General features: G+C 67.0%; 13 protein-coding genes, 2 pseudogenes and 1 riboswitch. Of the genes and pseudogenes, 9 read left to right on the top strand and 6 right to left on the bottom strand.

Annotated elements, in window-relative coordinates:
- Positions 1-728, top strand: a 728-nt coding sequence (locus A5706_RS23905) for a BBE domain-containing protein (RefSeq protein ID WP_197517957.1), incomplete at its 5' end; no start/stop codon positions are given.
- Between the two features lie 4 nt (positions 729-732).
- Here A5706_RS23905 and A5706_RS23910 read toward each other — a convergent pair.
- Together A5706_RS23910 and A5706_RS23915 are read right to left on the bottom strand one after the other, a co-directional pair.
- Entirely contained in the window at positions 733-2,079 is a 1,347-nt protein-coding gene (locus A5706_RS23910; protein WP_068136262.1) for a PPE domain-containing protein, read from the bottom strand.
- Positions 2,080-2,221: 142 nt separating this feature from the next.
- On the bottom strand, positions 2,222-4,054 hold the full coding sequence (locus A5706_RS23915) for an NAD-binding protein (RefSeq protein WP_082964584.1): 1,833 nt from the start codon (positions 4,052-4,054) through the stop codon (positions 2,222-2,224).
- Between the two features lie 716 nt (positions 4,055-4,770).
- On the opposite strand from A5706_RS23915, the pseudogene A5706_RS23920 reads away from it, so the two are divergent.
- The 4 genes and pseudogenes from A5706_RS23920 to A5706_RS23935 all read left to right on the top strand — a co-directional run.
- Positions 4,771-6,699, top strand: a pseudogene (locus A5706_RS23920) (APC family permease); the annotation flags it as partial.
- A gap of 47 nt (positions 6,700-6,746) precedes the next feature.
- Positions 6,747-8,675 (top strand): annotated as a pseudogene (locus tag A5706_RS23925) (APC family permease); the annotation flags it as partial.
- Positions 8,676-9,032: 357 nt separating this feature from the next.
- A complete protein-coding gene (locus A5706_RS23930) occupies positions 9,033-10,421 on the top strand; it encodes an HNH endonuclease signature motif containing protein (protein WP_068136265.1) in 1,389 nt (462 codons plus the stop codon).
- 54 nt (positions 10,422-10,475) lie between these two features.
- Positions 10,476-11,729 (top strand): PE-PPE domain-containing protein, encoded by a 1,254-nt coding sequence (locus tag A5706_RS23935; protein WP_068136271.1) that lies wholly within the window; start codon positions 10,476-10,478, stop codon positions 11,727-11,729.
- A 10-nt stretch (positions 11,730-11,739) separates the two neighbouring features.
- On the opposite strand, the gene A5706_RS23940 is transcribed toward A5706_RS23935, so the two are convergent.
- Genes A5706_RS23940 through A5706_RS23950 form a run of 3 tightly spaced genes read right to left on the bottom strand, consistent with a single transcriptional unit; the run spans position 11,740 to position 14,983 of the window.
- The gene (locus A5706_RS23940) at positions 11,740-12,483 is read right to left on the bottom strand and encodes a class I SAM-dependent methyltransferase (RefSeq protein ID WP_369831948.1); all 744 of its coding nucleotides are present in this window, start codon (positions 12,481-12,483) and stop codon (positions 11,740-11,742) included.
- Positions 12,471-13,592, bottom strand: a complete 1,122-nt coding sequence (locus A5706_RS23945; protein WP_068136275.1) for a homoserine O-acetyltransferase — start codon at positions 13,590-13,592, stop codon at positions 12,471-12,473. The genes A5706_RS23940 and A5706_RS23945 overlap by 13 nt, the downstream gene beginning before the upstream one ends.
- An 11-nt stretch (positions 13,593-13,603) precedes the next feature.
- Positions 13,604-14,983: a bifunctional o-acetylhomoserine/o-acetylserine sulfhydrylase gene (locus A5706_RS23950; RefSeq protein ID WP_068136277.1), complete on the bottom strand. Its 1,380-nt coding sequence runs from the start codon at positions 14,981-14,983 to the stop codon at positions 13,604-13,606.
- Positions 14,984-15,139: 156 nt separating this feature from the next.
- Positions 15,140-15,257, bottom strand: a riboswitch (SAM riboswitch).
- Between the two features lie 183 nt (positions 15,258-15,440).
- Between A5706_RS23950 and A5706_RS23955 the strand changes: the two genes are divergently transcribed.
- Positions 15,441-17,687, top strand: a complete 2,247-nt coding sequence (locus A5706_RS23955) for an NADP-dependent isocitrate dehydrogenase (protein WP_068136280.1) — start codon at positions 15,441-15,443, stop codon at positions 17,685-17,687.
- Between the two features lie 28 nt (positions 17,688-17,715).
- Entirely contained in the window at positions 17,716-18,945 is a 1,230-nt protein-coding gene (locus A5706_RS23960; RefSeq protein WP_068136285.1) for an NADP-dependent isocitrate dehydrogenase, read from the top strand.
- Here the strand turns inward: A5706_RS23960 and A5706_RS23965 are convergent.
- Positions 18,934-19,731 carry an alpha/beta fold hydrolase gene (locus tag A5706_RS23965; RefSeq protein WP_068106777.1) on the bottom strand — a complete coding sequence of 266 codons (798 nt, stop codon included), beginning with the start codon at positions 19,729-19,731 and terminating at the stop codon, positions 18,934-18,936. The two genes, A5706_RS23960 and A5706_RS23965, sit on opposite strands and share 12 nt — an antisense overlap.
- A gap of 155 nt (positions 19,732-19,886) precedes the next feature.
- Here A5706_RS23965 and trpS point away from each other — a divergent pair, with 155 nt between their 5' ends.
- Both trpS and yhjD read left to right on the top strand, forming a co-directional pair.
- Positions 19,887-20,906 (top strand): tryptophan--tRNA ligase, encoded by a 1,020-nt coding sequence (gene trpS, locus A5706_RS23970; RefSeq protein ID WP_068136288.1) that lies wholly within the window; start codon positions 19,887-19,889, stop codon positions 20,904-20,906.
- A gap of 8 nt (positions 20,907-20,914) precedes the next feature.
- On the top strand, positions 20,915-21,955 hold the full coding sequence (gene yhjD, locus A5706_RS23975) for an inner membrane protein YhjD (RefSeq protein WP_068136290.1): 1,041 nt from the start codon (positions 20,915-20,917) through the stop codon (positions 21,953-21,955).
- Positions 21,956-22,013 lie beyond the last annotated feature (58 nt).

Consider the following 22,013-nt stretch of genomic DNA (forward strand, 5'->3'; position numbering starts at 1 on the left):
CCACGTTCGCCGCCGCCGACAGCGACGTCGTCCGGCTGGACTTCCCGCCGGCGTCGGCGGTGCAGGTGCTCGCCGGCTGGCAGTCGTGGCTGGGTGCCGCGGACCGAAACACTTGGGGGATCGTCGATCTCTCGGTGGGCAGCCAGCCGAACTGCCACGTGCTGGCGACCTGCCCGGCGGGCGCCGGCTCCGGTGTGGTCGACGCTATCAAGTCCGCGGTCGGCGTCGCGCCGACCGCCGTCGTGAACAAGACGCTCGGCCATATGGACCTGGTGACGTATCTGGCCGGGGGCAGCTCGACTGGGTCGCCCGTGGGGTTCGTGGCCGGCTCAGACGTGCTCGCGACGATGAATTCCGCTGCGGCGCACGCCGTTGCGACCGCGATCGGGCAGTGGCCGGCGTCCGGCGGCAAGGCGGCGGTGCTGATCGACCCGCTGGACGGCGCGGTCGGCGACGTGCCGGCCGGAAACACGGCCTTCCCGTGGCGCCAACAGTCGGTGCTCTTGCAGTGGTACGTCGAGCCCGCCGCCAACCAGGTGGCCGCCGCGCAGCAGTGGCTGAGTTCCGCACACCAAGCGGTGCAACAGTTTTCGGTCGGCGGCTACGTCAACTACCTGGAGGCCAACAGCTCGCCGTCGCGCTACTTCGGCCCGAACCTGTCGCAGCTGGCCACCGTTCGACAGAAGTACGACCCCAACCGGGTGATGTACTCGGGGCTGAACGTCTGAAAGGCTAGCGGCCGAGCAGGCGATTTCGCTGCTCGGTGTACTCCTCATCGGATATCAACCCCTCGTCGCGCAGCCGGGCGAACTCGCGGATCTCGGCGGCGATTCCCGTCACCACGGTGCGCGGCTCGCCGTCGGCGGACGCGTCTTCACCCGTTGCCGCCGCCTCGTCGTTAACCGCCCGCCCGGCGACCGCGGTCGCGGCGAGCGGCGCGCGATCGCGCCTCCCGACGGCGTCGCGGACCGCGCTTCCGGCCGTGCCCGCCAGGGCCATCTCGCCGAACGTGCTGTCGAAGCCGGGCGCCAGCGCCGGGGCGGCGGCCGCCGGAGCGGCCGGCAACGCCAGCGCGATGGGGCGCACCGCCGGTGTGCCCGCCGCCCAGGTGGGCGGGACCGAAAGCCCGCCGATCGAGTCGGACTCGCCCAGCCCGGCCGACACGGCGGTGGATACCACGTTCGGCGTTGTCGCCGGGCCTGGCGGCGTCACGGTCCGCACCACCGACAGGGGTGGGCCATTCGCGTCCCAATCACTGACGATGTCGTCGGTGTGCAGACCGGTCTCGGCGCCGATGAGGTCGATCGGCATGGACACCGCCCCCAGGGGTGCCAGCGGGGCGTCGACGCTGTATGCGATCGCGTCGGCGCCGACGTTGATCAGGTCCAACGGCGAGTGCACGCCGAGCGCGTCCGCGGCGCCACCCGCCGCCCCGAACATCGAGGTTGCCGAGGTCCCCGACGTCATGGCGCTCTGCACCGCGCTCTGCGTGGACCCGGCGGGGATTGCGGCGGCCTGGCTGAGGGCGCCTGCCTGAGCGGCCGACCCGGCCGGGTTGGTGCTCTGCTGCGGTGGCGCAAACGGGGCCAGCTGTGTGGCAGCCGCCGCGGAACCCGCATAGCCGTACATCGCGGCCGCGTCCTGCGCCCACATCTCGCCGTACTCGGCTTCGGTGGCCGCGATCGCCGGGGTGTTCTGCCCCAACAGGTTGGTGGCGACGAGCATCGCCAGCTGCGCGCGGTTGGCCGCGACCTCCGGCGGCGGCACGGTCGCGGCGAAGGCGGTCTCGTAAGCGGCGACGGCGGCGATGGCTTGCATCGCCGTCTGCTCGGCCTGTACCGCGGTCGCGCTCAACCACCCCACATAGGAACTGGCGGCCGCCGCCATGGTCACCGCTGACGGGCCCAGCCACGGCCCGGCGGTGAGGCCGGAGACCACCGATTCGTACGAGCCGGCCGCCGAACGTAATTCCGCGGCTATCAAATCCCATGCCTGGGCGGCGGCCAGCATGGGCCCCGACCCGGGACCGGCATACATCAGGCCCGAGTTCACTTCCGGTGGAAGCGTCGCGAAATCCATTGCGCGGCCCTTATTCAGCCGATCGCGAACGGCTCGTGCCGGCGCCGATGCGCCCAGCTATGGACGACAAATGCTCCCCCTTGATGGTCGTGGACGACGCGCGGGCTGGTACGCCATGCGGTCGACGAATGCTGTGCGGTGGTCAATTTGCCGCTATGTCACGTGCTCCCCTGATCGGCTGCAGGCGCCGAACGTTGTCCTCATTCGCCTCCAGTCCTGGCTCCTCACAATCACATTCGCGGTCGTTCTGCGGGTCGTTGGCGACCGGCCGCGGGGAGGGCCGCCCCTTGCGCAGCGTGGCGATGAGCTCTCGATACGGCCCGACCAGGTAGACGGTGTCGCCGGCGCTGAGCCGCGCGTCGCGGCGCGGGTGCAGCCGCACCGGCGCGTCCTCCCGGGTGATCGCGATCACCCGGGTTTGCGTCGAGACCTCGAACATCTGTAGCCCGTCGAGCTCGCTGCCGGCCTGCACATACATTCCGCCGATCAGGAACGAGCGATTCCCGACCGAGAAGGTCCCGAGCACCTGTAAACCCATCGCCGCCCCGATGAACCACGGCGCGGCCAGTTCCACTGTGGACCTTACGTTTTCGAATCCGAACCGCTGGGCGACCACGGACCCCAGGTCGTGGTCGTAAACCCGCAGGACGAGCGGGACCTTGCTCCACCGGGTGCCGATGGGGCCCGGTTCGGAACCCAACATCTCGCGCACCACGATCCCGGTTTCGATGTTGACCATGTCGTCTCGGGTCAGCACCGCGACCGCGCGGGCGGTGTCCACCCGGGCCGCCTCCATGGTCGAGCGTAATGTCGCGTCCCCGAAGATGACCGGCACGTCGAGTTCGGCGGCCGTCGGTAGGAACTGGTTGTTTGGGTCGCGCTCGATCACCGCGACGTCGTACCCGGCCTCGGTCAGGTCGGTGACGACCCGGACCCCGAGCGCGCTCAATCCGACCACGATGATGTGGTTGCGGAGGTGGCGCGCCCGCGGGCCTGCGGACAGCGCCAGAAACCGCCGTGACAACAGCACGTCGGCGATGAATGCGACCAGCAGGGCGGTGGTGGTCACGCCCGCCAGCATCAAAACGGCGGCGTACAGGCGCAGCCAGGTCGGCTGTTTGGCGAAGCTGAAGTCGCCGTAACCCGTCGTCGTGATGGTCTCGTTGGTGAAGTAGAACGCGTCGGTCCAGGACATGCCCGGGTGGGTGTACGAGAAGTGCAGCAGCGTCGTCGAGCCGATCACCAAGAGGATCAGGGCGACGATCACGGGGTAGAAAGCGGGGTTGACCTCGTTCGGTAGCGCTCGCACGGCGTACAGGACGCGGCGCAGCCGGGATTGACGAGACCGCATCCGCGTTTGACGCGGGATCTTGACGCCGCAGGCGTTGACCTCTTCGGTGGTGCCGATCATCGCCGTCCAGTCGCCGGCATTGACCCGGAAGTCCCGTCCCGGGCACACCACCACCTCGCCGGAATCGGCCGAATCCTCGTTGGGCACGGTTGCGACCGGTGCGAGGTCGCCGTAGATCTCGCGCAGCGACGCCTCGAACGGCGCCTCGGCGCCGAAGACCATGAACTCGATGCCCGCCGCCTCGAAGGGATGCGTCGTGCGCGCCAGACACGCCTCGACCACCGCGGCGGCAGCCAGATCGGCGACGCCGAGGATGGAGTTGGGTCCCTCGTCGGCGGCGACCGCTGCGCGCAGCACGTCGTTGGCCACCCGCGCGACCACGCGGATGTCCGGGTTGGCCTTCCGCGCCAGCAGCGCGATCTCGAGGTTGGTGGCGTCGTCGTCTCCCGCGCACACGACCGCCGTCGCCGACGCGACCCCGGCCCGGGCCAGTTCCGTCTTGACCCGGGCGCCGGCGAGTTCGGAGTCCAGGAGCCTGGCGACGCGCGCTCCGGCTCTGTTCAGCTCATCGACAATGGTCGACGCCAGCGCATCCTCACCGCTGACGATGATGCACTGGTTCATGACGTTGCATTCCTCCCCGAACCACAGCTACCCCTCCGTCTAACCGATGACCGGATAACCCACGCGCCCCGATGGTGCGCGGATACGCGAAACCGGTAGTGGCGCAACATCATTTATGCCGCGCCGGCTTTCGCGCGCTCCTCCAAGGAAATGGAGATCTAACTCGATGCTAACAGACAGATTCAGGAGACGGCGAATGACGAAGGGTTCCGGCCCCTGAGCCGGGCCCCTGGGCGGTCCAAGGTTGCCTACTGAATGGGCTGGAGCACAACAGAATCCAGGTGTCACAACTCCATATTGTGGCAATACGCATAAAGATGGGACGTCGAAGATGATCCAGAATCATTGCTGTAGAACGCCGTTGAACTACCTGTGGATCCGCTGTCCAGACATGTGTTCGTCGTCGGATTGCGCGCATTACACAGAAGTGCCTATCCCACAAGGGGTTCCATTGTCATGCCGGCCGTGTCGGGCCAAATCGAATGATGAGCGTCCATTGCCAATAGGGGGCGTTGTGTTACGGACTGGTCACAGCGCTGGGAGATTCCTGGCAATCCCTCTGGCAATTTCCTGTGGTTACCGCCATTGACCGAATGGTGCGATGCGACAAGAGCGATTGGGGCATATACGCTTTCGGCGGGCCGCACGGCTCTGGGGGATCATCTTCGTGTCAGCTCTGAATAGGGGGAAAGGGATCCGTTTCTGTGGCAACACCTTTGGCTGAGCGGCGCGCTGTCGATCACAAGCCGTGGTCATCATTTTCCGACGTCTGCAAACGCGGCTTGCTGGGCAAGCCCCTGATCAACTCGCAGCTCGAGCATGAGAAGCTCTCGAATCCCGTCGCGCTCGGTGTGCTGTCGCCCGACGCGATCTCGTCCACTGCATACGGCTCCGAGCAGATCATGATCGAGCTGTTGCCGGCGGCCGGGATGGCGGCGTTCGCCCTGCTGCTGCCCATCACCGGGGTCATCCTCTTGATCCTGGTGCTGGTCGCGGCGTCGTATCGCCAGGTCGTCATGGTGTACACGCGGTCCGGCGGGTCTTATGTGGTCGCGCGGGAGAACTTCGGGCCGCGGGTTGCACAAGTGGCCGCCGCGGCGCTGCTGATCGACTATGTGGTCACCGTCGCGGTCCAGTGCGCGGCCGGAACGGTCGCGGTGGCATCGGCGATACCCGTTCTGGGGCCCTACAGCCTGGAGATCACCGTCGGCATGGTGCTGTTGATGTGCTTTGCCAACCTGCGCGGATTGCGCGAGGCCGGGGCGCCATTCGCGATGCCCACCTACGCCTTCGTGACCATGGTCTCGCTGACGATCGTCGTCGGGATCGTCCGTGAACTGTCCGGCAACCTGCCGACCTATGATCCTCAGCACATCGCCGGGGCGGTGCCGGTCCACCAGGGCAGCGGGCTGGTGATGGGCGCGACGATCCTGGTCGTGTTACGCGCGTTCGCCAACGGCGGCTCGTCACTGACCGGGGTCGAGGCCATCTCCAACACCGTCACCACCTTTCGTAAGCCGGAGGGCGTCAACGCCCGCCGGGTGATGACGATCATGGCCGGCATCCTCGGATTCCTGCTCGCGGGCGTGGCGTGGCTGACGCACGTCACGCACGCCGTTCCGTACGCCGACGGGTATCCGTCGATGCTGTCCGAGATCGCGCGGGCCGTTTTCGGCCACGGGGCGATCGGCAATGTCCTCTACATCCTGGTGCAGGTGTCGACCGCGGCGATCCTCTACACGGGCGGGAACACCAGCTTCAACGGCTTCCCCGCGTTGGCGAGTTTCGTTGCCGGAGATCGGTTTCTGCCACGGCCGCTGATGAAGCGCGGCCATCGGCTGGTGTTCTCCAACGGCATCATCGCCCTGACCGCCCTGGCGGTGGCGCTGCTCGTCATCACCGGAGGTTCGGTTGACGCGCTGGTGCCGTTCTATGCGATCGGGGTGTTCACCGGCTTCTCCATGGCCGGTTACGGCATGACCAAGCACTTCTGGACCCGCCGCGGCTCCGGCTGGCGTCGCAAGGTGCTGATCAACCTGTCGGCCGGAATCCTCTCGACCGTCGTGGTCGGGATCTTTGCGGTGGCCAAGTTCACCGAGGGTGCCTGGCTGATCGTCATCGTCTTCCCGCTGCTGGTGCTGGGCCTGATGCGACTCAACAAGCAATACCGCGCGGAGGCGTCCGTGTTGGAGATGTCCCGCACTGAAACGCCGGTCCTGGCCAAATACACCCGGCATCGCGTCTTCGTGTTCGTGGATGCCGTCGACCTCGCGGAGGTCGAGGCGCTGCGGTACGGAAACGGCCTGCACGCCGACGAGCTGACCGTGGTGCACTTCGTGATCGACTCCGACCACGCCGCCCGCCTGCAGAAGCGTTGGGAGGTCTTCGAACACGACACTTCGCTGCGGATGGTCGACTGCCCCGACCGTCACCTGGGGCGCGCCGCCCATGCGCTGGTGTTGCGGGTGCACGACCAGCACCCCGACACCAGGGTGACCGTGCTGTTGCCGCGGCGGAGCTACTCGCCGCTGGTCGGCCGGCTGCTGCACGACCGGACCGCGGACAAGATCGCTCGCGCGGTCAGCCGGATTCCGGGTGCGGCCGCGCAGATCGTCCCGTACGACATCGAGTCCCGGATCGCGGAAGTCACGCGCGCGGGATGAGGCAATCCGGCCCTCGAGAAAGGGATGCTGTGACGCAACTGGGTGGCGAAATACCGCTCTCCTTCACCGACAAGTGCAAGCGGCTGTTCCTGGGACAGCCGCTGACCACCGACAAACTGGACGGCGAGAGATTGCCGAATCCCATTGCGCTGGGAGCCCTTGCGCCGGACGCCATTTCGTCGACGGCGTACGGCACCGAGCAGATCATGATCGAGCTGTTGCCGGCGGCCGGCATGGCGGCGTATGCGTTGGTGCTGCCGATCACCGGGGTAATCCTGGTGATCCTTGCCCTGGTGTCCGCGTCGTACCGTGAGGTCGTGATGGCCTACACGCGGGCCGGCGGTTCCTACACGGTCGCACGGGAGAACTTCGGACCGCGGGTAGCGCAGGTGGCGGCGGCGGCGCTGCTGATCGACTACGTGGTCACCGTGGCGGTGCAGCCCGCGGCGGCGACGGTGGCGTTGGTCTCGGCGATTCCGCCGCTGCGGCCCTACCACCTGGAGATCACGCTGGGGGCGGTAGTCCTGATCTGCCTGGCCAACCTGCGCGGCCTGCGGCGGTCGGGTCGCACGTTCGCGATGACCACCTACGCCTTCGTCGCAATGATCACGGTGACGATCCTGACCGGCTTCGTTCGCGAAATGTTCTGGGGTCTACCGAGATACGATCCGCAGCACATCGCCGGTGCGGTGCCGGTCCATCAGGGTGGCGGTCTGGTGATGGGTGCGTCCATCCTGATCGTGTTGCGCGCGTTCGCCAACGGCGGCACCTCACTGACCGGCGTCGAGGCCGTGTCCAACACCGTCAACGTCTTTCGGAAGCCGCAGGGCCCCAACGCCCGTCGCGTTCTGACGTGGATGGCGTGCATCCTCGGGTTCTTGCTTGCGGGTGTGGCCTGGCTGGCGCACGTCACCCACGCGGTGCCCTATCTCGACGAGTACCCGTCGATGCTGTCAGAGATCACCCGTGCGGTCTTCGGCCACGGCGTGATCGGCAACGTCCTGTACTTCGGGGTGCAAGCATCGACGGCAGCCATCCTGTTCACGGGATGCAACACCAGCTTCAACGGCTTTCCCGCGTTGGCCAGTTTCGTTGCCGAGGACCGCTTCCTACCGCGGCCCCTCACGAAACGCGGGCATCGCCTTGTGTTCTCCAACGGCATCTTCGTGCTGACCGCGCTGGCCATGGTGCTGCTCGTCATCACCGAAGCCAAGGTGAGCGCGCTGGTGCCGTTCTTCGCGATCGGCGTGTTCACCGCGTTCGCGATGGCCGGGTACGGCATGGCCAAGCATCATCTGACCGGGCGCGGGCCGGGCTGGCGATTCAAGCTGGCGGTGAACCTGTCGGCGGGGATCATGTCGACGCTCGTGGTCGGGATCTTCGTGGTAGCCAAGTTCACCGAGGGCGCCTGGCTCATCGTCATCATCTTCCCGCTGCTGGTGCTGGCCCTGATGCGGCTGAACCGGAAGTACCGCGACGAGGCGTCGGTCCTGGAGATGACGTGCGCCGAGGACCTCGACCTCGCCCGGCATCCGCGCCTGCAGGTGCTGGTGTTCGTGGACACGATCGATCTGGCCGAGATCGAGGCGATGCGGCTCGGCTATGGGTTGCACGCTGACGAACTCACCGCGGTGCACTTCGTGATCGACGTCGATCATGCCGTCCGGCTCCGGGAACGTTGGGATCGCTTCGAGCATGACACCGACCTGTGGTTGATCAACTGTCCGGATCGTCACCTGAGCCGTGCCGCACACGAATTGGTGCTGCGGGTGCTCAAGGACCACCCGGACACCAGGGTGACGGTGCTGTTGCCGCGCCGCACCTACTCGCCCCTGTTGGGTCGGCTACTGCACGACCGCACCGCGGACAAGATGGCCCGCACCGTGAGCCGCGTCCGGGGTGCGACCGCCATCATCGTTCCCTACGACATCGAGTCGCGGATCGCGCGGTTGGCCCCCGGCGGCGTCGACGCCGCCCCCACCGAAGTGGTCGGCGCCGTACCGTCGCCCATCTCGGCGCTGGTTGGCGACTGACCTCAGCCGGCCGCGGGTCGTTTGGGGTCACGGGACCGGCCCGAAGGCCCTATCGAACGGAGCCACGCCGGAGCCAGGTGGCCCGTGTGGGTTTCCGGAACGGCATCATCAGCGGCGCGGGCGGCGACATATTCTGCTGCGGGATACCTTCGGCAATCTTCGTGGAACTATTCCGGCCCGCACCGCGTCTAACGACGAAGCCGACGAAATAACCTGTGCCACTTTGGGTTCGGTCGTCACATTGCGGCGGTTCTTGTCGGTGGGCGTGGTTAGTTTGGGGTCATGAGTTCTGGCAGCGGTGACCGGGAGGCGTTGTCGGCTGCCCTGGATCGCTGGGACGCCGACTTCGAAACGGTGGCCGCGTTTGACTGTGAGGCGTTGACGACCCGCGAGCACCTCGCGTTGCTCGAGCGTTTCGAGAGGATGCGCCGGCGCATCCCGTCTCTGGAGCATCCGATCATCAATTCCGTTGCCCGGCAGGCGACCGCCGAGGAGTTGGGCGGCAAGCTGTCGCATGCGATCGCCGAGGCCACGCTGATCACCCGCGCCGAGGCCTCGCGGCGCATCAGTGAGGCGGCCGAGCTGGGGCCGCGCCACGGCCTGACCGGGGAGCGGTTGGCGCCGGTGCTGCCCGCCACCGCCGCCGCCCAACGCGAAGGCAGCCTGGGCACCGGACAGGTCGCGGTCATCCGCAAGTTCTGGCATCAGCTGCCCGGCTGGATCGACCAGGCCACCCGCGAACAAGCCGAAGCAAAGCTGGCCAGCGAGGGCACCCGGTTTCGTCCCGAACAACTGGGCGCGCTGGCCGACACGCTAGCCGACTGCCTCAACCCCGACGGCACCTACACCGACGACGACCGCGCCCGCCGGCGCGGGCTGACGTTGGGTCCTCAAGGCCCCGATGGGATGTCAGAACTGCGCGGCTGCCTGACCCCGGAAGCCCGCGCGACGTGGGAAGCAGTGTTGGCCAAGCTGGCCGCCCCCGGCATGTGCAACCCGAGCGATGACACGCCGACGGTGGACGGAGCGCCTAGCCAAGACGCGATCGACAAAGACGCCCGCTCGCCCGCACAGCGCAACCACGACGCCCTCAACGCCGCGCTACGTGCGCTGCTGTGCTCGGGCACGCTGGGCCAGCACAACGGGCTGCCCGCCTCGATCATCGCCACCACCACCCTGGCCGAACTCGAAGCCGCCGCCGGACGCGCCCTGACCGGCGGCGGCACCATCCTGCCGATGAGCGACGTCATCCGTCTCGCCCGCCACGCCCGGCACTACCTGGCCATCTTCGACAACAACGGCAAAGCCCTGGCGCTGTATCACACCAAACGCCTGGCCTCCCCCGCGCAACGAATCGTGTTGTACGGCAAGGACCGCGGCTGCACCGCCCCCGGGTGTACGGTGCCCGGCTATTACAGCGAAGTCCACCACGTCACCGACTATGCGCAATGCCACACCACCGACGTCAACGACCTCACCTTCGCCTGTGGCTGCCAACACCGCATGCTCCACCCCGACGGCTGGACCACCCGCAAAAACACCAAGGGTGAAACCGAATGGATCCCCCCACCCCACCTCGACCGCGGCCAACCCCGCACCAACACCTACTGGCACCCCGAAAAACTCCTCCGCACCGGCGACGATGAAGAGGACGACGAAAGCCACGCCTAGCGTCCCGGCCGCGAGTAGCCTCACAGCCACCGATCGGGGGCAAGGAGGCGCCAGGTGTCGTATATCCTCGCCGCGCCCGAATGGTTGTCGGCTGCTGCCGAGGATCTGGCCGGGATCGGGTCCGCGGTGGACGCGGCCAACGCGACCGCGGCGAACTCCACGACGTCGCTGTTGGCGGCCGGCGCCGACGAGGTGTCGACGAGCATCGCCGGGTTGTTCGGCGCACACGGCCTGGCGTTCCACGCGATCACCGCGCAAGCGGCGCAGCTGCACGAAAAGTTCGTCCTCACCCTGCAGGCCAACGCCGGCGCGTATCTGAGCACCGAGATCGCAACGGCCGAGTCGCTGTTGGGGACCCCGCTCGTCCAGGGGGCGGCGGCGGGTACGCGGATCACGGTCCCCGGCGCGGGACCGCTGTACTACCCGAACTTCATCAGCGAGCTGCCGTATCTAGGGCAGTTGCTCTATGCGGGCAGCGTCCCGGGCCCCATTTCCGTGTCGATCCTGCAGGGGTATGACCTGCTGAACCATGCCATCGGCGAGAATTGGTTCCCCGGCACCACTTCTCAGGTGGTCAACTACCCGGCCAGCATCGGCCTCATCAGCGGGAGCCTGGCCGCTCCCGGAGTCAACGAGGCCCTCGCCATGGGGCAGCGGGCGCTCAACGACCAGATCTTCAATGCCTTCGCAAACGGCAGCGGTGCACCGGTGCGCATCGCCGCGCTGTCGGAGGGAACGCTCGTCGTCAACCGCGAATTGGCCGCCCTGGCGGCCGACCCGACCGCTCCACCGCACAGTGCCCTGCAGTTCGCCCTGTTCAACGGCCCGGAAACCGGCCTGTTCCACGTCTACCTGCCGAACGGCGTGACCGTGCCCTTCGTCGACTACACGTCGCAGGGCCTGCCGAACACCCAGTACGACGTCAGCGTGGTGTTCGGCCAGTACGACTTTTTCGGCAACCCGCCCGACCGGCCCTGGAACATCCCGGCGTGGATCAACGCGCTGGCCGGCGGGATGTACCACCACAACACCACATCGCTGGCTTCGATGTCGGACGCGGTGCAGCTGTCCAGCACGACCACTTCCCTGGGCGGCACGATCACCACCTACATGATCCCGTCACTGACCCTACCAATGTTGTTGCCGCTTCAGCAGGTTGGCGTCCCGCAACCGATCGTCGACAATCTCAACTCGTTCCTGGAACCAATCGTCAACGACGGCTATTCGTCCCTGACACCGAACGCGGGGCCGTACTTCTCCCAAGGCGTGCTGCAAGGCTTGCCCCCGCTGCCGAACCTCTTCTGGTGACGCGAATGAACTACGCGGCCAACGCCGCTCGAATGCACACGGTGACGTACGGCAGCGCCAGACCGTTCGAATTTGCCAGCGCCGGATGGGTGGCCAGCAACTGGCGCACCTGGTCAAGCGTACGGGTGCGGACCTCGGTCGGCGAGGTGATGCAGTAGCTGCGCGACGCCACCAGATCGATCAACGCTTGCGGCGTAAGGTAATTCGTCCACTCGACCTGATGACGCTCGGGCTCGGTGAACGACGCCGACAGCGACACGTCGAAGCGGCCCCGGTCACCGTCGGAGCCGATGATCTCGCCCAGCTCGCGCACCCAGCCCATCCGCTCGTCGCGGGTGTTCCACACCAGGCCGAGCCGCCCGCCCGGCCGCAGCACGCGGGCCACCTCGGGGATGGCCCGCTCGGGATCCACCCAGTGCCACGCCTGCGCGACGACCACGGCGTCAACGCTGTTGTCCTCCAACGGAATCTCTTCCGCGGTGCCCAGCAGGGCGCGGGTCTCCGGCAGCGAGGAGCGCAGCACCTCGAGCATGTCGGGAATCGGGTCGACGGCCACCACGTCCAGGCCGCGTTCCACGAGTCGGGTGGTCAGCTTGCCGGTGCCCGCGCCCAGATCCAGGACGTGGCGTGCGCCGCGCGGGATCAACCAGTCGATGGCCTCTGGTGGATAGGAGGGGCGGCCACGCTCGTAGGCGGCGGCCGCCGAGCCGAACGAGAGGGAGCGTTCCTCGCTGGAGCGGGTCACCTCGGACATGCCGAGTCCGCCAAATCGAGCGTCTTGCGGATCAACTTGCCAACGGCCTCGGACTCCACCAGGAACCCGTCGTGCCCGCAGATGGAGTCGACGACGTGCAGCTCGGAGCAGCCGGGCAGCAGCTCGGCCAGCTCCTCCTGCAGCCGCAGCGGGTAGAGCCGGTCGGAGGTGATGCCCCCGACCACCACCGGCACCGGGCAGCCGCGCAGGGCGCGCTCGACGCCGCCGCGGCCGCGGCCGACGTCGTGACTGCTCAGCGCCTCGGTCAGGACGACGTAGCTGCCGGCGTCGAAGCGGGCCAACAGCTTGTCGCCCTGGTGCTCGAGGTAGCTCTGCACGGCGTAGCGGCTGTCCGCGCCGCCCTGCTTGTCGTTGGCGAAGCGGGTGTCCAGCTCGACCTCGCCGCGGTAGGTCAGGTGTGCGAAGCGGCGGGCAATTGTCAGCCCGGCGTCCGGCGACTGCCCTGTCTCGTAGTAGTCGCCGCCGTGCCAGTTCGGGTCGGCCTTGATGGCCGCGACCTGCGTGGCCTGCGTGCCGATCTGGTCCGCGGTGGCACGAGCGCCGACCGCCAACAGCAGCCCGGCGCGCACCCGATCGGGGTGGCCGACTATCCACTCCAAAGCCCTTGCGCCGCCCATGGATCCGCCGACGACGGCGGCCACCCGGTCGATGCCCAGGGCGGCCAGCGCGGCGACGTCGGCCTCCACCTGGTCACGCACCGAGATCAGCGGAAACCTTGAGCCCCAGGGCTTTCCGTCCCGGGCCAGCGAGCTGGGGCCGGTGGAGCCGCGGCAGCCGCCGAGCACGTTGGTGGCCACCGCGCACCAGCGGTCGGTGTCGATCGGCGCTCCCGGCCCGGCCACGCCGTCCCACCAGCCGGGTGTGGGATGCCCGGGCCCGGCGGGCCCGGTGATGTGCGAATCGCCGGTGAGCGCGTGCAGCACCACCACCACGTTGTCGCGCGTCGGCGACAGCTCGCCCCAGCGCTGGACCGCGATGCAGACGTCGTCGATCACCGCACCGCTTTCGGTGGTCAGCGAGCCGATGTGGACGAGGCCGATCTCGCCTTCGGCGGGCAGCGTCTGTGTCGGGACGTCGGAGATCGTCATGTCGAAACCCCTCAGAACGCCGCCACGGCCTGCGGGTCGGCGGCCCCGACACCGATCTTGCGGGCCGCGGCGAAGCCGAGCTCCAGGTCGGCCAGGATGTCGTCGATGCCCTCGATGCCGACGGCCAGTCGCACCAGGCCGGGGGTGACGCCGGTGGACAGCTGCTCCTCGGGGCTCAGCTGGGCGTGGGTGGTCGACGCCGGGTGGATCACCAGCGAGCGCACGTCGCCGATGTTCGCGACGTGGCTGTGCAGCTGCAGCGCGTTCACGAACGCCTTGCCGGCCTCGATGCCGCCGGCCAGCTCGAACGCCAGCACGGCCCCGGTTCCCTTGGGCGCCAGCTTCTTTCCCCGCTCGTACCAGGGCGAGCTGGGCAGGCCCGCGTAGTTGACGGACACGACGCCGTCGTGTGCCTCCAAGAACTCGGCGACCCGCTGCGCGTTGGCGACGTGCCGCTCGACGCGCAGGCTGAGCGTCTCCAGTCCCTGCGCCACCAGGAACGCGTTGAACGGCGCGGCGGCTGACCCGAGGTCGCGCAGCAGCTGCACGCGGGCCTTGAGCGCGTAGGCCGGCGGCCCCAGCTCGGCGAACACCACGCCGTGATAGCTGGGGTCGGGCGTGGTGAATCCGGGGAAGCGGCCCTGCGTCCAGTCGAAGGTGCCGCCGTCGACGATCACGCCGGCGATCGCGGCGCCGTGCCCGCCCAGGTACTTGGTGGCCGAGTGCACCACGATGTCGGCGCCCTGGGTGAACGGCTGGATCAGGTAGGGCGTCGCGATGGTGTTGTCGACGATCAGCGGCACGCCGTTGGCGTGGGCGACCCCGGAAACCCCGGGGGTGTCGAGGATGTCGATCTGCGGGTTGGAGATGGTCTCACCGAAGAACGCCTTGGTGTTCGGGCGCACCGCGGCCTGCCACGAATCGAGGTCGTCGGGATCGTCGACGAAGCTGACCTCGATGCCGAGCTTCGGCAGCGAATAGTGGAACAGGTTGTAGGTGCCGCCGTAGAGCCGCGGGCTGGACACGATGTGATCTCCAGCACTCGCGAGGTTCAATATGGCGAATGTCTCAGCCGCCTGGCCGGAGGACAGGAACAGCGCGGCCACCCCGCCCTCGAGCGCGGCGATGCGTTGCTCGACGACGTCGGTGGTCGGGTTGCCGATCCGGGTGTAGATGTTGCCCGGAACCTCGAGCCCGAACAGCGCGGCGGCGTGCGTGGTGTCGTTGAAGACGTAGGACGTGGTCTGGTAGATCGGCAGGGCGCGGGCGTTGGTCGCGGGGTCGGGACTTTGGCCGGCGTGGACCTGCTTGGTCTCGAATGACCACGTTTCGTATGGCTGATGCGCGGTCGGATCTGTTTCGGGACTGGTTTCGTTGTTTTGGGAGCTCACGTGCGGTGTGCTTTCTTCTCAGAAGGGCATGAATTCGGGTATCGGGAAGTGCGCGGTCGAATTACCGACGGCAGGCAAAGCCGCAGACAAAGCCATGCGAATGAGCTTGATGAATGCGCATCACGTTTCCCCTCTAGTCAGGGGTCCGGTATGGCGGACCCGCGCTTGCCGCGCAGCCTGTGGCTACTAGACCTGGTCTTTCACCCGGGGCACCCCACCGCGGTTGGAGGGTTGCCGGCCAGCAAGCCGGGGCTTAGCGCTGGCGCTCATGACCGATGTGAAGCCTATCTCATAGCGGCTCGCCGATGCCAACAGAGATGCCAACACAGATGCCAACGCCGATGCCAACAGACCGGCTCGCCTGCGGGTCGACACCTGTCCAAACACCCTTGATAACGTGGCAACCAGAACGCTGAGAACCCATCAATGTCTGACCAATGATGCCGGGAGATGGACCGTGTGCGCCGAACAGCCGACCGTCATCTACACGCTGACCGACGAGGCGCCGCTGCTGGCGACCTACGCGTTCCTGCCGATCGTGCGAGCCTTCGCCGAGCCGGCGGGCATCAAGATCAAGACCAGTGACATCTCCGTTGCCGCTCGGATCCTCGCCGAGTTCGGCGACTACCTGACCGAAGAGCAGCGGGTGCCCGACGACCTGGCGGAACTGGGCGAGCTGACGCAGCGGCCCGACACCAACATCATCAAGCTGCCGAACGTCAGCGCCTCGGTGCCCCAGCTGATCGCCGCCGTCAAGGAGCTGCAGGGCAAGGGCTACCAGATCCCGGACTTTCCGCAGAGCCCGAAAACCGACGAGGACAAGGAAATTCGCGCCCGGTATGGCAAATGCCTGGGCAGCGCGGTGAACCCGGTTCTGCGGCAAGGCAACTCGGACCGGCGCGCGCCCAAGGCCGTCAAGGAGTACGCGCGCAGGCACCCCCACAGCATGGGGGAGTGGTCGCCCGCCTCGCGCACCCACGTCGCCACTATGCGGCACGGCGACTTCTACCACGGCGAGAAGTCGATGACGCTGGACCGCGCGCGCAACGTGAAGATGGTGCTGCGGACCAAGAGTGGGGAGACCCTCGAGCTCAAGCCGAAGGTCGAGCTGCGCGACGGCGACGTCATCGATTCCATGTTCATGAGCAAGAAGGCCCTGGTCGAGTTCTACGAGGAACAGATGCAGGACGCCTACGAGACCGGCGTGATGTTCTCGCTGCATGTCAAGGCGACCATGATGAAGGTCTCCCACCCGATCGTCTTCGGCCACGCCGTGAAGGTCTATTACAAGGAGGCGTTCGCCAAGCACCAGGAGCTGTTCGACGAGCTGGGCGTCAACGTCAACAACGGGCTGGTCGACCTCTACGACAAGATCGAATCGCTGCCGGCGACGCAGCACGAGGAGATCATCCGCGACCTGCACGCCTGCCACGAGCACCGCCCCGAGCTGGCGATGGTCGATTCGGCCAAGGGCATCACCAACTTTCATTCGCCCAGCGACGTGATCGTTGATGCGTCGATGCCGGCGATGATCCGCGCCGGCGGCAAGATGTGGGGCGCCGACGGGCGGCAGAAGGACACCAAGGCCGTCAACCCCGAGTCGACCTTCTCGCGCATCTACCAGGAGATCATCAACTTCTGTAAAACCCACGGGCAGTTCGACCCGACGACGATGGGCACCGTCCCCAACGTCGGCCTGATGGCGCAGCAGGCCGAGGAATACGGCTCGCACGACAAGACATTCGAGATCCCCGAAGACGGCGTCGCCGACATCGTCGACCTCGACACCGGGGAGGTCCTGCTGACCCAGAACGTGGAAGAAGGCGATATCTGGCGGATGCCGATCGTCACCGACGAGGCGATCCGCGACTGGGTCAAGCTGGCGGTCACCCGGGCGCGGAACTCGGGCATGACGGTGGTGTTCTGGCTGGACACCGAACGGCCGCACGAGGTGGAGCTGCGCAACAAGGTCAAGAAGTACCTCAAGGAGCACGACACCGAGGGCCTGGAAATCCAGATCATGCCGCAGGTGTGGGCCATGCGCTACACGATCGAGCGCGCGATACGCGGGCAGGACACCATCGCCGCGACCGGGAATATCTTGCGCGACTACCTAACCGACCTGTTCCCGATCCTGGAGCTGGGCACCAGCGCCAAGATGCTGTCCATCGTGCCGCTGATGTCCGGCGGCGGAATGTACGAAACCGGGGCGGGCGGTTCGGCGCCGAAGCACGTCCACCAGCTGGTCGAGGAAAATCATCTGCGCTGGGATTCCCTCGGCGAGTTCCTCGCTCTGGGAGCGTGTTTCGAAGATATCGGCATCAAGACCGACAACCCGCGCGCCAAGCTGCTCGGCAAGACGCTGGACGCGGCGATCGGCAAGCTGCTGGAGAACAACAAGAGCCCGTCGCGCAAGACCGGCGAACTCGACAACCGTGGCAGCCAGTTCTACCTGGCGCTGTACTGGGCCGGGGAACTCGCCGCGCAATCCGACGACGACGAGTTGCGCGAGCACTTCGCCGCGCTGGCCGAGGAGTTGAGCAAAAACGAGGACGCGATCGTCGCGGAACTCGCGCAGGCGCAGGGCGAGCCGGTCGACATCGGCGGCTACTATCGCCCGGACCCGGAGAAGACGACTGCAGTAATGCGGCCGAGCAAAACGTTCAACGAAGCGCTGGCAGCTTCGCAGTCCTCCCAGGGCTGAGAGCCGCGAGAAGAAGGTCGAACTCGATATGTCTGACGAATCCAAGATCAAGGTCAAGGGCCCGGTGGTCGAGCTCGACGGCGACGAGATGACCCGCGTCATCTGGAAGCTCATCAAGGACATGCTGATCCTGCCCCATCTCGACATCAACCTGGAGTACTACGACCTGGGCATGGAGCACCGCGACCGCACCGACGACCAGGTGACGATCGACGCGGCCTATGCGATCAAGAAGCACGGCGTGGGCGTCAAGTGCGCGACCATCACGCCGGACGAGGCGCGGGTTCACGAGTTCAACCTGAAGAAAATGTGGCTCTCGCCCAACGGGACCATCCGGAACATCCTGGGCGGCACCATCTTCCGCGAGCCGATCGTGATCTCCAATGTGCCGCGGCTGGTTCCGGGCTGGACCAAGCCAATCGTCATCGGCCGGCACGCTTTTGGTGACCAGTACCGCGCGACGAACTTCAAGGTCGACAGGCCCGGCACCGTCACGCTGACGTTCACGCCGGCCGACGGCAGCGAGCCCATGGTGCACGAGGTGGTGTCCATCCCCGAGGACGGCGGCGTCGTGATGGGGATGTACAACTTCAAGGACTCCATCCGCGATTTCGCGCGCGCCTCGTTCGCCTACGGCCTGAACGCCAAGTGGCCGGTGTACCTGTCCACCAAGAACACCATCCTCAAGGCCTACGACGGCATGTTCAAAGACGAGTTCCAGCGCATCTACGACGAGGAATTCAAGGAGCAGTTCGAAGCCGAGGGCCTGACCTACGAGCACCGGCTCATCGACGACATGGTGGCGGCCTGCCTCAAGTGGGAGGGCGGCTACGTGTGGGCCTGCAAGAACTACGACGGCGACGTGCAGTCCGACACCGTCGCGCAGGGCTACGGCTCGCTGGGGCTGATGACGTCCGTGCTGATGACGGCCGACGGCAAGACCGTCGAGGCCGAGGCCGCGCACGGCACCGTCACCCGCCACTTCCGGCAGTATCAGGCCGGCAAGCCGACCTCCACCAACCCGATCGCCTCGATCTTCGCCTGGACGCGGGGCCTGCAGCACCGCGGCAAGCTGGACGACACCCCCGAGGTGATCGAGTTCGCCCAGAAGCTCGAAGAGGTCGTCATCGCCACCGTCGAGGGGGGCAAGATGACCAAGGATCTCGCCATCCTCATCGGCCCCGAGCAGGAGTACCAGAACAGCGAGGAGTTCCTGAACTCCATCGCCGAGAACCTGGAAAAGGCCCTAGCCGGCTGACTCCTCGCGGCCCGCGACCGGGCAGTGCTCCTCGATGAATTCGGTGATCACCCGGGTGATGCGCTCGGGCGCCTCGAACATCGGAATGTGTCCCACGCCATCGAGCTTGGTGACTTGGTGACTGTCCTTGGGCAGCTGTTCGGTGAAATGCCGGCTGAACCGGGGGGACGGCAGGATCCGGTCCTTCTCGCAGATCACCAGATGGGCCGGGACGGCGTTCTGCGCGACCTCCCGCAGGCCGTGCAGCAACAGCGCCTTGACCAGCAGCTGGAAGTAGGCCGGGCAGTGCGCGACGTCGTCGATGCAGCCGAGCAGTTGAGCGTCGCTGACGCCGTCGGGCTTCGCGCTGATCGCGTAGGTGGCCAGTTGCCGGCTGAACGGCAGGCGCAGCACCTTGGGGCCGAACGCCCAGGCCGCCACCAGCAAGGGGATGCCCAGGACGAACTTGGCGATCACCTCGAACTTCGCCGGGGTCCAGCGCGTCCAACCGCCGGCCGGGGCGATGCCGGTGACGGTGCGCGCCCGGCCGCGGCGCTCCAGCTCGAAGGCGACCCAGCCGCCCAGCGAGTTGCCCACGATGTGGGCGGTCTTCCAGCCCAGTTCGTCCATCTGCTGCTCGACGTGGTCGGCGAGCACTTCGGACGACAGGAACCAGGTGCCGGCCTTCGGCCCGCCGTTGTGGCCGGCCATCGTCGGGGCGAAGACTTCGTAGCGGCCGGTATCGGCCAGCTGCCGCGCCACGTCCTCCCACACCGCCTGCGACAGCAAGAACGGGTGCAGCAGCAGGATCGGTTCTTTAGAACCTTCTCCGGAACCTTCTCGGAAACCTAGGTGGATCGGCGGACGGCTCCCCACGTTGCTCCCCATGGGTCCGACAGTAATGGCGGTACCGCCGGTACTGCAAACATGGCCCGGTCCGCGCGTGAAAAGATCGGGGCACCATGAGCACCGCTACCGGATCCAGCCGGCTCTTCTCCGGCGTGCAGCCCACGTCCGACTCGCTTCACCTCGGTAACGCGCTGGGCGCCATCACCCAGTGGGTGGCGCTGCAAGACGACCACGACGCGTTCTTCTGCGTCGTCGACCTGCACGCCATCACCATCCCGCAGGATCCCGAGGCGCTGCGACGGCGGACCCTGGTCACGGCCGCGCAGTACCTGGCGCTGGGTATCGACCCCGGGCGCAGCACGGTCTTCGTGCAGAGCCACGTGCCCGCGCACACGCAGTTGGCATGGGTGCTGGGGTGCTTCACCGGCTTCGGCCAGGCGTCGCGGATGACACAGTTCAAGGACAAGTCCACGCGCCAGGGCAGCGACTCGACCACGGTGGGCCTGTTCACCTACCCGGTGCTGCAGGCGGCCGACGTGCTGGCCTACGACAGCGACCTGGTGCCGGTGGGCGAGGACCAGCGCCAGCACCTCGAGCTGGCGCGCGACGTCGCGCAGCGGTTCAACAGCCGCTTCCCGGACACCTTCGTCGTCCCCGACGTGCTCATCCCCAAGGTGACCGCAAAGATCTACGACTTGGCCGACCCGACGTCGAAGATGAGCAAATCGGCGGCCACCGATGCCGGGCTGATCAACCTGCTCGACGACCCGGCGTTGTCGGCCAAGAAGATTCGCTCCGCGGTGACCGACAGTGAGCGCGAGATCCGTTACGACACCGAGGCCAAGGCGGGCGTTTCGAACCTGCTGACCATCCAGTCGGCGGTTACCGGGGTCGGGATCGACAAGCTCGTCGAGGGCTACGCCGGGCGCGGCTACGGCGACCTGAAGAAGGACACCGCGGAGGCCGTGGTCGAATTCGTGAGCCCGATCAAGGCGCGCGTCGACGAATTGATGGCCGACCGTGCCGAATTGGAGTCGGTGCTGGCGGCCGGGGCGCAGCGCGCCGAGGAGGTCGCCGGGAAAACCGTTCGGCGGGTTTACGATCGGTTGGGCTTCCTTCCGGTACGGGAATAGGGTTGCGCATGAGCGAGCCGGCCAAGCCAGGCATCCTGGATCGGCTGCGTTCCCGGTTTCGATGGCTCGACCACGTCATGCGCGCCTATCAGCGTTTCGATGAGCGCAACGGTGGGTTCTACGCCGCCGGCCTCACCTACTACACGATCTTCGCGTTATTCCCCTTGCTGATGGTGGGTTTCGCGGCGTTCGGGTTCCTGTTGGCGCGCCGGCCGCAGCTGCTTGCCACGATCGACGACCACATCCGGTCCGCGGTGACCGGCGCGCTTTCCCAACAGCTGGTCGACCTGATGAATTCGGCGATCGATGCGCGAACCTCGGTCGGCCTGATCGGGCTGGCCACCGCAGCCTGGGCGGGCGTGGGCTGGATATCGCACCTGCGCGGCGCGGTGACCGAGATGTGGTGGGACAAGCGCATCGAATCGCCGGGGTTCCTGCGCAACAAAATCTCCGACCTGCTGGCGATGGTGGGGACGTTCACCGTGGCGCTGGCCACCGTGGCGCTGAGCACGCTCGGGCACGAGGCGCCGATGGGCGCGGTGCTGAGATGGCTTGGCATACCGGAGTTTTCGGTGTTCGACTGGCTGTTCCGGCTCTTCTCGATAGTGATCTCGTTGTTCGTGTCGTGGTTGCTGTTCGCCTGGATGATCGCCCGGCTGCCACGCGAGAAGGTCGACCCGGTCGCCTCGATGCGGGCCGGCCTGCTGGCGGCCATCGGCTTCGAGGCGTTCAAGCAGGTGGCGTCGCTTTATCTGAGGGCGGTGCTGCGCAGCCCCGCCGGGGTCGCCTTCGGCCCGGTGCTGGGCCTCATGGTGTTCTCCTACGTCACCGCGTACCTGGTGCTGTTCGCGGCCGCGTGGGCCGCCACCGCGTCCGACGACCCGCGGGCCAAGCACGTCGACCCCCCGCCGCCCGCGATCATCGCCCCGCGGGTGCAGCTGGACGAGGGACTGTCCACGCGTCAGACGCTGACCGCGATGGGCCTGGGAGCCGCCGGGGCGTTGGCGTTCTCCCGGCTGGCCCGCCGGCTGTTCACGCAGGGAAAATGACCCCTGCTTTACACTCGGTACGCGAGCAGCTGCGCAGCGCGCGGTGACCTGCGTCACA

This window comes from Mycobacterium sp. E796, from assembly GCF_001672815.1.
Classification (GTDB): domain Bacteria; phylum Actinomycetota; class Actinomycetes; order Mycobacteriales; family Mycobacteriaceae; genus Mycobacterium.

Coding starts and splice junctions, on each gene's coding strand:
- A5706_RS23960 (WP_068136285.1), top strand. CDS start 17,716: ATGTCTGACGAATCCAAGATCAAGGTCAAGGGCCCGGTGGTCGAGCTC.
- A5706_RS23945 (WP_068136275.1), bottom strand. CDS start 13,592: ATGACGATCTCCGACGTCCCGACACAGACGCTGCCCGCCGAAGGCGAG.
- A5706_RS23910 (WP_068136262.1), bottom strand. CDS start 2,079: ATGGATTTCGCGACGCTTCCACCGGAAGTGAACTCGGGCCTGATGTAT.
- trpS (WP_068136288.1), top strand. CDS start 19,887: ATGAGCACCGCTACCGGATCCAGCCGGCTCTTCTCCGGCGTGCAGCCC.
- A5706_RS23915 (WP_082964584.1), bottom strand. CDS start 4,054: ATGAACCAGTGCATCATCGTCAGCGGTGAGGATGCGCTGGCGTCGACC.
- A5706_RS23930 (WP_068136265.1), top strand. CDS start 9,033: ATGAGTTCTGGCAGCGGTGACCGGGAGGCGTTGTCGGCTGCCCTGGAT.
- A5706_RS23940 (WP_369831948.1), bottom strand. CDS start 12,483: ATGTCCGAGGTGACCCGCTCCAGCGAGGAACGCTCCCTCTCGTTCGGC.
- yhjD (WP_068136290.1), top strand. CDS start 20,915: ATGAGCGAGCCGGCCAAGCCAGGCATCCTGGATCGGCTGCGTTCCCGG.